This is a genomic window from Nocardia miyunensis NBRC 108239 (assembly GCF_001613065.1).
GTDB classification, from domain to species: Bacteria; Actinomycetota; Actinomycetes; order Mycobacteriales; family Mycobacteriaceae; genus Nocardia; species Nocardia miyunensis.
This window is the reverse complement of record NZ_BDBQ01000073.1, coordinates 82905-91429: the sequence shown is the minus strand read 5'-3', so window position 1 is coordinate 91429 and position 8525 is coordinate 82905. Positions and strand designations below refer to the sequence as shown.

At 66.5% G+C, this 8525-nt stretch carries 6 protein-coding genes and 1 tRNA gene; 4 read left to right on the top strand and 3 right to left on the bottom strand.

The window, feature by feature from the left end:
• A partial coding sequence (locus tag NM2_RS30360; RefSeq protein WP_245718285.1) for a PPA1309 family protein occupies nucleotides 1–367 on the bottom strand: 367 nt, incomplete at its 3' end.
• Between the two features lie 231 nt (nucleotides 368–598).
• Here NM2_RS30360 and NM2_RS30355 point away from each other — a divergent pair.
• On the top strand, nucleotides 599–3604 hold the full coding sequence (locus NM2_RS30355; protein WP_084531719.1) for a UPF0182 family protein: 3006 nt from the start codon (nucleotides 599–601) through the stop codon (nucleotides 3602–3604).
• 36 nt (nucleotides 3605–3640) lie between these two features.
• Here the strand turns inward: NM2_RS30355 and NM2_RS30350 are convergent, their stop codons facing one another.
• The gene (locus tag NM2_RS30350) at nucleotides 3641–4489 is read right to left on the bottom strand and encodes a LysR family transcriptional regulator (protein WP_067675849.1); all 849 of its coding nucleotides are present in this window, start codon (nucleotides 4487–4489) and stop codon (nucleotides 3641–3643) included.
• A 103-nt stretch (nucleotides 4490–4592) separates the two neighbouring features.
• On the opposite strand from NM2_RS30350, the gene NM2_RS30345 reads away from it, so the two are divergent.
• Nucleotides 4593–5318, top strand: coding sequence for an SDR family oxidoreductase (locus tag NM2_RS30345; protein WP_067675894.1), 726 nt, complete (start codon nucleotides 4593–4595; stop codon nucleotides 5316–5318).
• Between the two features lie 92 nt (nucleotides 5319–5410).
• Here NM2_RS30345 and NM2_RS30340 read toward each other — a convergent pair whose 3' ends face one another.
• Nucleotides 5411–5956, bottom strand: coding sequence for a transglycosylase family protein (locus NM2_RS30340; RefSeq protein ID WP_067675846.1), 546 nt, complete (start codon nucleotides 5954–5956; stop codon nucleotides 5411–5413).
• Nucleotides 5957–6493: 537 nt separating this feature from the next.
• Here NM2_RS30340 and NM2_RS30335 point away from each other — a divergent pair.
• Both NM2_RS30335 and NM2_RS30330 read left to right on the top strand, forming a co-directional pair.
• A tRNA-Met gene (locus tag NM2_RS30335) sits at nucleotides 6494–6567 on the top strand.
• A 515-nt stretch (nucleotides 6568–7082) separates the two neighbouring features.
• A complete protein-coding gene (locus tag NM2_RS30330; protein ID WP_067675844.1) occupies nucleotides 7083–8513 on the top strand; it encodes an MFS transporter in 1431 nt (476 codons plus the stop codon).
• Nucleotides 8514–8525: the final 12 nt, after the last annotated feature.

The window sequence follows — 8525 nt, the reverse complement described above, 5'->3', positions numbered from 1 at the left end:
CGGCGTCGCGGTCGGCGAGCAGCGGTGCGATGGCGTCGTCCAGGGTCTGCTCGGCGTCGGGGGGCAGCACCACGATCTGCTGGACCAGCACGCAGCCCCGCACGGCCTCGGGCCAGCTGGTGGTGGCCAGGAATTCGTCCAGGGCCAGTTCACCGATCACATCGTCGGGAAGTGGTTCCTGCGCAATGGGTGTCAGCTCCGCGCCGTCGTCGAGCTGATCCTGCAGGGCCGGTTCGGCGGCCACCAGATCCGCGGTGGGCACCAGGGCGAACATCTGCGGCGGCCGGTCCCACCCCTCGGCATCGGCGAACTCCGCCACTTCGCGAATGCAGCGGTAGAGGGCGGAGGCCGGGTTGTCTACGGTCACGCGCGCTGAGTCTAGGGGGCGGCGAGCGCCGCGGACGCATTGGCCCGGGTCGCGTTCGCACACTTTGCACCAGCACACGCACCCGCTTCCTCAGGGAGGTCGGTGCACGTGATCAGGATTTCCGTAGAGTGGGGCCGAACGGTCCGCACGGACCACCCGCAACGCAAGCAACTGCGGTGCGCCGGTCCCGAACTCGGGACCGGCGCACCGCCGGACCTGGGAGATGGCATCGTGGGCATGCGCCCCCCGACAGGCTTACCTTCGCTGTCCCGCCGCAGCCGTGTGCTGCTGGTGACGGCCCTCGTCATAGCGGCACTGCTGCTGGTCGGGCCGCGGCTGACCGACGCCTATACCAATTGGTTGTGGTTCGGTGAGGTCGGGTTCCGCAAGGTGTACACCACCGTGCTGTTCACCCGGATCGTGTTGTTCCTGGTGGTGACCCTGGTGGTCGGCCTGATCATCTGGCTGGCGCTGCTGGGGGCCTACCGGGCGCGGCCGGTGTTCGTCCCGGTCTCGGGTCCCAACGATCCGATCGCGCGATATCGCACGACGGTGATGGGCCGGTTGCGGCTGTTCGGCATCGGCCTGCCGCTGCTGGTCGGTCTGCTGTGCGGGTTGGTGGCGCAGTCGAGCTGGGTGACGGTGCAGCTGTTCCTGCACGGCGGCGCGTTCGGCGTCAAGGACCCGCAGTTCCATCTGGACGTCAGTTTCTACGCGTTCAATCTGCCCTTCTACAAGATGATGCTGAACTGGCTGTTCGTTGCCACGGTGATCGCGTTCTTCGCGAATCTGGTGACGCACTACGTCTTCGGCGGTCTGCGGCTGTCCGGCCGCGAGGGCACGCTGACCCGCCCGGCGCGGATCCAGCTGGCGATCATCGCGGGAATCTTCGTGCTGCTCAAGGCGATTGCCTACTGGTTCGACCGGTACTCGCTGCTGTCGAGCACCCGCAAGGAGCCCACTTTCACCGGCGGCTCGTACACCGATATCAACGCGGTGCTGCCCGCCAAGCTGATCCTGCTGTCCATCGCGATCATCTGCGCGCTGGCCTTCTTCGCCGGAGTCGTGTTGCGGGACTTGCGCGTTCCGGCGATGGCCGCGGCGCTGCTGGTGCTGTCCTCGATCCTGGTCGGCGCGGTGTGGCCGCTGATCGTCGAGCAGTTCGAGGTGCGCCCGAACGCGGCGACCAAGGAGTCCACCTACATCGAGCGCAATATCCAGGCCACCCGGCACGCGTACGGTCTGGATGACGACAAGGTGCAGTACGTCGATTATTCGGGCAACCAGACCAAGGATCCCACCACCATCCCGGCCGACCAGCAGACCATCTCGAACATCCGGCTGCTGGATCCGAATCTGCTGACCCAGACGTTCATCCAGCGGCAGCAGCTGCAGAACTTCTACGGCTTCCCGGATCCGCTCGACATCGACCGCTACACGATCGACGGCCAGGTCCAGGACTACATCGTCGCCGCGCGAGAGTTGGTGCCGCAGAACCTGTCCGGCAACCAGACCGACTGGATCAACAAGCACACCGTCTACACCCACGGTGACGGATTCGTCGCCTCCCCGGCCAACCGCGTCAATGTCGCGCCGCCCAAGGAGACCTCGCAGGCCGCCTCGGGCGTGGCCAGCGGGACAAATACGAGTTCGGGTACCTACGGCTATCCGGTGTTCAACGTCGGCGACAAGTCGACCGTCAGCGACCTGTTCTCGCAGAAGGACAAGGAAGCGATCCAGGTCGATCAGCCGCGGATCTACTACGGCGAGATGATCGCCAAATCCGACGACGACTACGCCATCGTCGGCGGCAACAATCAGCCGCCGCGCGAATACGACACCGGCACAAAGCAATTCACCTATGACGGGAAGGGCGGCGTGCCGATCGGCAACTGGTTCAACCGCCTGGCCTTCGCCGCCAAGTACGCCCAGCGCAACATCCTGTTCTCCGGCGCGATCGGCTCGGATTCCAAGATCATCTACAACCGCGATCCCCGCGACCGCGTGCAGCAGGTGGCGCCGTGGCTGACCACCGACAACGACGTCTACCCGGCGGTGGTGGACGGCCGCATCCAATGGGTCGTCGACGCCTACACCACCCTGGACAACTACCCCTACGCGCAGCACTCCTCGCTGGACGGGCTGACCCAGGACAGCATCGACCAGAACACCGGGCGGGTGCTGCCGCGCAAGGAGGTCAGCTACATCCGCAACTCGGTCAAGGCGACCGTCGACGCCTACGACGGCACCGTGAACCTGTACGCCGTCGATCCGAGCGATCCGGTGCTGAAGGCATGGGAGGGCGTGTTCCCCGGCACGGTGAAACCGGCCAGTGCGATCACCCCGCAGCTGCGCGCGCACTTCCGCTACCCCGAGGATCTGTTCAAGGTGCAGCGGGACATGCTGGGCCGCTACCACGTCGACGATCCGCGTGAGTTCTTCACCAACAACGCGTTCTGGTCGGTGCCCAGCGACCCGACCTCGGATACTCCGACAAGTGCCAATCAGCCGCCGTACTACGTCCTCAAGGGCAATCAGGCGACCGGTCAGCCGTCGTTCGATCTGACCAGCGCGATGGTCGGTTACAAACGTCAGTTCCTGGCCGCGTACATCTCGGTGAGTTCGGATCCGGTCGACTACGGCAAGTTCACGGTGCTGCAGCTGCCGACCGACTCCCAGACGCAGGGGCCGCAACAGGTGCAGACGTCGATGACGACCGATGCGCGCGTATCCAACGAGCGAACGACCCTGACCGGCGGTAATACCAACAAGATCAGATACGGGAATCTGCTGACCCTGCCCATCGGCGACGGCGGCATCCTGTACGTGGAGCCCTGGTATCTGGAGCGCAACAGTGCCAGTGCCGCATCGTTCCCGCAGTTGGTGAAGGTGCTGGCCAGTTACGGCGGCAACGTGGGATACGAGGCCACGCTCGGCGACGCACTCAACAGCATGCAACCCGGCCTGGGCACGGCCGCGACACAGCAGCCGGGGCAAGCCGCGACGAGTACGTCACCGAACCAGAGCACGACATCGAACCAGGGCGCTACGACCCAGCCCCCGCCGGTGATCCCGCCGTCCGGATCCTCGGCCGCACGCGATGCGGCGGTGCAGGAACTCAACACCGCGCTCAAGAGCGTGCAGGACGCGCAGAAGTCCGGCGATCTCGGGAAACTGGGTTCGGCCTTCCAGGACCTGCAGAAGGCCATCGACGACTACAACAAGTCCGGAGGGTAGCCCGAGGCCGGGGTGGTCGGAGTCGTCGGCGCGGCCTCAAAGCCGCGTCGCGACTCGGACGATGTCGGCGACGGCCTTGGATCTGCTGTGCGGCGGCCAGGCGATGACGGTTGTCACGGCCGGTGCGTCCAGCACCGGCAACGCCGCCTGGTCGTCGCTCAGATGGGCCCGCGATGATTCGGGCAGTACCGCGCAGGTCCGTCCGAGCGTGATCAGTTGGAGCAGCTGGGTATGGTCGCGGACCTGAGGGCCGGGGCCTTCGGGGTAGGTGCCGTCGGGCCGCGGCCAGCGTGGCAGCGGCAGGTCCGGGAGCCCGGTCACGTCGGCCATCCGCACGGAGGTGCGCTCGGTGAGGGGGTGGCCCGCGGGCAGGACGACGACCTGCTGCTCGGTGTACAACTCCTCGAAGTCGAGTCCGGTCGTCGCGTCGAACGGCCGATGCAATAGAGCCACGTCGGCTCTGCCGTCGCGCAGCAGTCGTTCCTGCTCGCCCGGCCCGCACAACACGATGTCGACGGCGACGGCACCGGGTTCGGCGGCATACGCGTGGAGAAGTTTCGACAGCAGTTCGCCGGCCGCGCCCGCCTTGGTGACCAGGACCACTCCGGGAACATCGGCCGACGCGAGGCCCGCTCGGCGGGTGCGGCGCTCGGCGGCCGCGATGCTGTCCAACGCCGCCAGGGCCTCCTGCTGGAGTACGGCTCCGGCCTCGGTCAGGGTGACACCGCGACTGGTGCGGTGCAGAAGCGTCACCCCGAGCCTTCGTTCGAGCAGCCGGATCGCCCGAGAGAGCGGCGGCTGGGCGATCCCGAGCCGCTGTGCCGCGCGGCCGAAGTGCAACTCCTGCGCGACCGCCACGAAATAGCGCAACTCCCGTGTCTCCATCACCCCAGAATATTCGGCCGACCGGCGCCCATACCCGCACGGTATGGCTGCCGACGAAGTCGGTCTTGGACGCTCGCTGCGCTTCCGGCCCAGGATCGACGGTATGAGTGAACCAACGATCGCGCTGGTGACCGGCGCGAACAAGGGCATCGGATATGAGATCGCGGCCGGCCTGGGCCGCCTCGGCTGGACGGTCGGCGTGGGTGCCAGGGATGAGCAGCGCCGCCTGGCCGCTGTGAAGACACTGCAGGAGGCCGGAGTCGATGCGTTCGGCGTACCGCTGGACGTGACCGACGACGCCGGCGTCACGACCGCGGCCGAGCTGATCGCGGATCGTGCCGGACGTCTCGACGTGCTGATCAACAACGCCGGGATAGTCGGCGGTCACCCGCAGACGCCCACCACGGTCGCACCCGAGACTATCCGCGCGGCGGTGGAAACCAACGTCATCGGCGTCATCCGGGTCACCAACGCGATGCTGCCGTTACTGCGGCGTTCATCGGCGCCGCGGATCGTGAACATGTCCAGCAGCGTCGGCTCGCTCACCCTGCAAACCACCCCGGGCACCGAGACCGGTCCGATTTCGGCCGCGTACGCGGCTTCGAAGACGTTCCTCAACGCCGTCACTGTCCAGTACGTCAAGGAACTGCGCGAGACCAACATCCTGATCAACGCCGCCTGCCCCGGATTCACCGCCACCGATCTCAACGGCTTCCGCGGCGTGCGTACCCCGGAACAGGGCGCGGCGATCGCGATCCGGCTCGCCACCCTGCCCGACGACGGCCCCACCGGCGGATTCTTCGACGACGCGGGACCGGTGCCCTGGTAACAGGCGTCGGCCGGTTCGACGCGAACGGCGCCGTCATCAACGTTGATGGCGACGCCGTTCGCGTCTCCGGTATGGAGGAGTTCTACGCCGGATCAGCGGCCCAGCGACTGGATCAGTCCGCTGTTCTGCTGCAGCAGCTGCTGATACTGCGAGTCGAAGCCGTACTGCTTGGCGAACTGGGAGCCGGTGTCCTTGGCCTGCGCGATCATGGCCTCGCGGCTGCCGGGGGCCGGCGCAGCGGGTGTGGGCGCGGCCGGGGCGGGCTTGGGCGCGGCGGCCTCGGGGGAGGTGGTGGCGCCCCAGCGCAGGTACTTGCCGCAGACGGGCCAGGCGCCCGCACCCTGGGTGCGCAGGACGTTCTCCGCGACGCGGACCTGCTCATCCTTGCTGGCCTCATTGGCCATACCGCTGCCACCGTTGGCATGCCAGGTGCTCTGCGTGAACTGCAGGCCGCCGTAGAAGCCGTTACCGGTGTTGGTGTGCCAGTTTCCGCCGCTCTCGCATTGGGCGACGCCGTCCCAGTCGTGGGTCGGCGCGGCAGAGGCGCTACCGGCGATTCCGAACGGGACGGCAACAAGAGCGCCGGTCACGGCGGCGAAGCCGAGGGCGCGACTGCTGATCTTCCGGTTCTTGTTCATGTGGTTGTCCCTCCCCGTGCCCGCCGACGTGGCGATATCCGCCAAGTCCCTGCCCCCAGGTGGTCGGGGTTTCCCGGACCGCGGGGCAGGGTTGCCGGTGTGCAGCGGTTCGGATGGGTGCCCGTCACGGTGTCGCTCCGGGTCGTCGACGACCATAACGAACAAATCTCAGCAGATCACGTCTTGATAACATCCGGAATTGCATGAAGCGAATAACTGAAAAATCGCTGTCTATGCAGGTCGGCAATGCCGTAATGGTAAATTCTGGTCGGTCTGTTATATACCTGTTATGTGACTCGAATCACCGGCAATTTGTGCTGCGAGTCACGTTATTTTCCTCTTGCATTGGAGACGCACGCGTGCGTGCGCGAATTAGCGGCCATCGTGCGCCCCTGTACGTGCTGCAGTGTGATGACCATCACGTTGGGGGCTGTGGCTCCAAGATCATCGGAACTCCTCGCTCGACGCTGTGAAAACCCCCGTCGACCAGTCGATTTGCGATCGCGAACCACCCGTGTGTAATGTTGTGTTCACCGACGCGGGGTGGAGCAGCTCGGTAGCTCGCTGGGCTCATAACCCAGAGGTCGCAGGTTCAAATCCTGTCCCCGCTACTAGCGAAAAGGTCCGGAACCACCAGGTTCCGGACCTTTTTCGTTCTCGGTGCAGTGCTCGCCCGACCGCGGGCGGTCATATCCGGATATCGACACTTCGGATGTAGCCCGGGGTTCTCGGTTTCCGACCGTTCCGGCACTGCGGCTGTCGGCTCGTCGGTCTCGACGCCGCCCTGGCCACCCGCCTCCGCCGAGTCGAGTCCGCATTCCATTCGCGCGCGCCTTCACGCACCCGGCGTGCCGATCTCTTGGTTGGACAAAGCTGTGCGGTTGCGGTTGGCAAGCATCCGTGCGGCGGTCGAAAAAGGCTCGGCGTCAACAGCTTCCGAGCTCGGGGTGTCATCGCTGCTCGGGCTGTCCGGCTCGATCCATGATCTCGACTCGTGGATTCCCAGCTCCGAACCGGCTGTTGTACTTTCCCGCTCAGATCATTAGATTGAACCAAATAGTTCAATACGGCGGCTCCGACCATGTGGCGCCGAGCCGAAATGACCTGATCAGGGGGTAATTCGTCGATGTTCGGACCGATCACCGCGGAGAACGACCGCACCGACGCGCCGTATCGGTGGCGCTGGGCGGCAATGGTCGTTCTCGTGCTGGGTTTCATGCTGGATCTGCTCAACGTCACGGTCGTCAACGTCGGGCTACCGGCGATCCAGGCCGATCTCGGCGGGACGTCCGCGCAAGTCGGCTGGGTCGCGACGGCCTATCTGCTGGCGTTCGCCGCGACCATGATGACCTCGGCGCGGCTGGGCGATCTATGGGGGCGCAAACGCGTATTCCTCACGGGGCTGGGCGGTTTCGCCGTTGCTGGGGCGTTGTCCGCACTGGCGCAGAGCCCCGGGGAACTGATCGCCGCCCGTGCCGCACAGGGCGCGGCGGCCGCGATCGTGGCGCCGCAGGTGCTCGCCAGTCTGTTCGTCCTGTTTCGTGGTCCCGAACGCGCGACCGTCCTCGGCGTCTTCGGCGTGGTGGCGGGGTTCGCCCAGGCGGGGGGCCTGGTGCTGGGTGGTGTGCTGGTCACCGCCGACGTCGCTGGGCTGGGCTGGCGGGCGGCGTTCTGGGTCACCGTCCCGGGAGCCGTCGTCCTGCTCGTCCTCGGTCTGTGGCTGATCCCGGAGAATCGTGCCGAAGGCGCGCATCGGCCACGCTGGCTCGCCGCCGCCGGGCTGACCGCCGGTTTGGTGGCGATCGTCTTTCCGCTGTTGGAGGGACGGTCGTACCACTGGGCCGCCTGGACCTGGCTGCTGTTCGTCGCGGGCATCGCACTGGTCGTGCTGGTCGCCGCCGCCGAACATCGCCGTGCGGATCGTCGCGGCGGCGCGCTGCTGCCGTGGGAACTGCTGCGGGAGGGCAACAGCGGCGTCGCCCTGATCGTTCAACTCGTGGCTTTCGCCGCCTTCAGCGGATTCCAGCTGATCTTCGTGCTGTGGCTACAGGACGGCCGGCACTACACCGCGCTGCGGGCCGGGCTGGTGACCGTGGCGTTCTCCGTCGGCGCACTGGCCGTCGCCCCGCTCGTCGGACGACTCACCGTGCGATTCGGCCGTCGCACCGTCATCGCCGGAACGCTGCTCGGCGCGATCGGCGCCCTGGCCGTACTCGCCGTATCCAGAACCGCCGCAACCGAAACCGATATCTGGCCGTTGGTCCCAGGCCTCTTCGTGATCGGCGTCGGCATCAACCTCGTCCAGCCCCCACTGACAACCCTGTTCCTGAGCACCGTGCCCCCGCACTACGCAGGCTCCGCCTCGGGCCTGTGGACCACCGCCCAGCAGTTCGGCGGCGCACTGGGAGTAGCCAGCCTCAGCACCCTCTTCTTCGCCGACACCACCAACGGCTACGAAACAGGTTTGACCACAACCACATTCACCATCGCCGCCGCCCTGGCAACCGCCGCCGCCCTGTGCCTCGCCCTTCCCTCCCGCAAACCCGCCGGAGCGTGATCCCGATTGCGC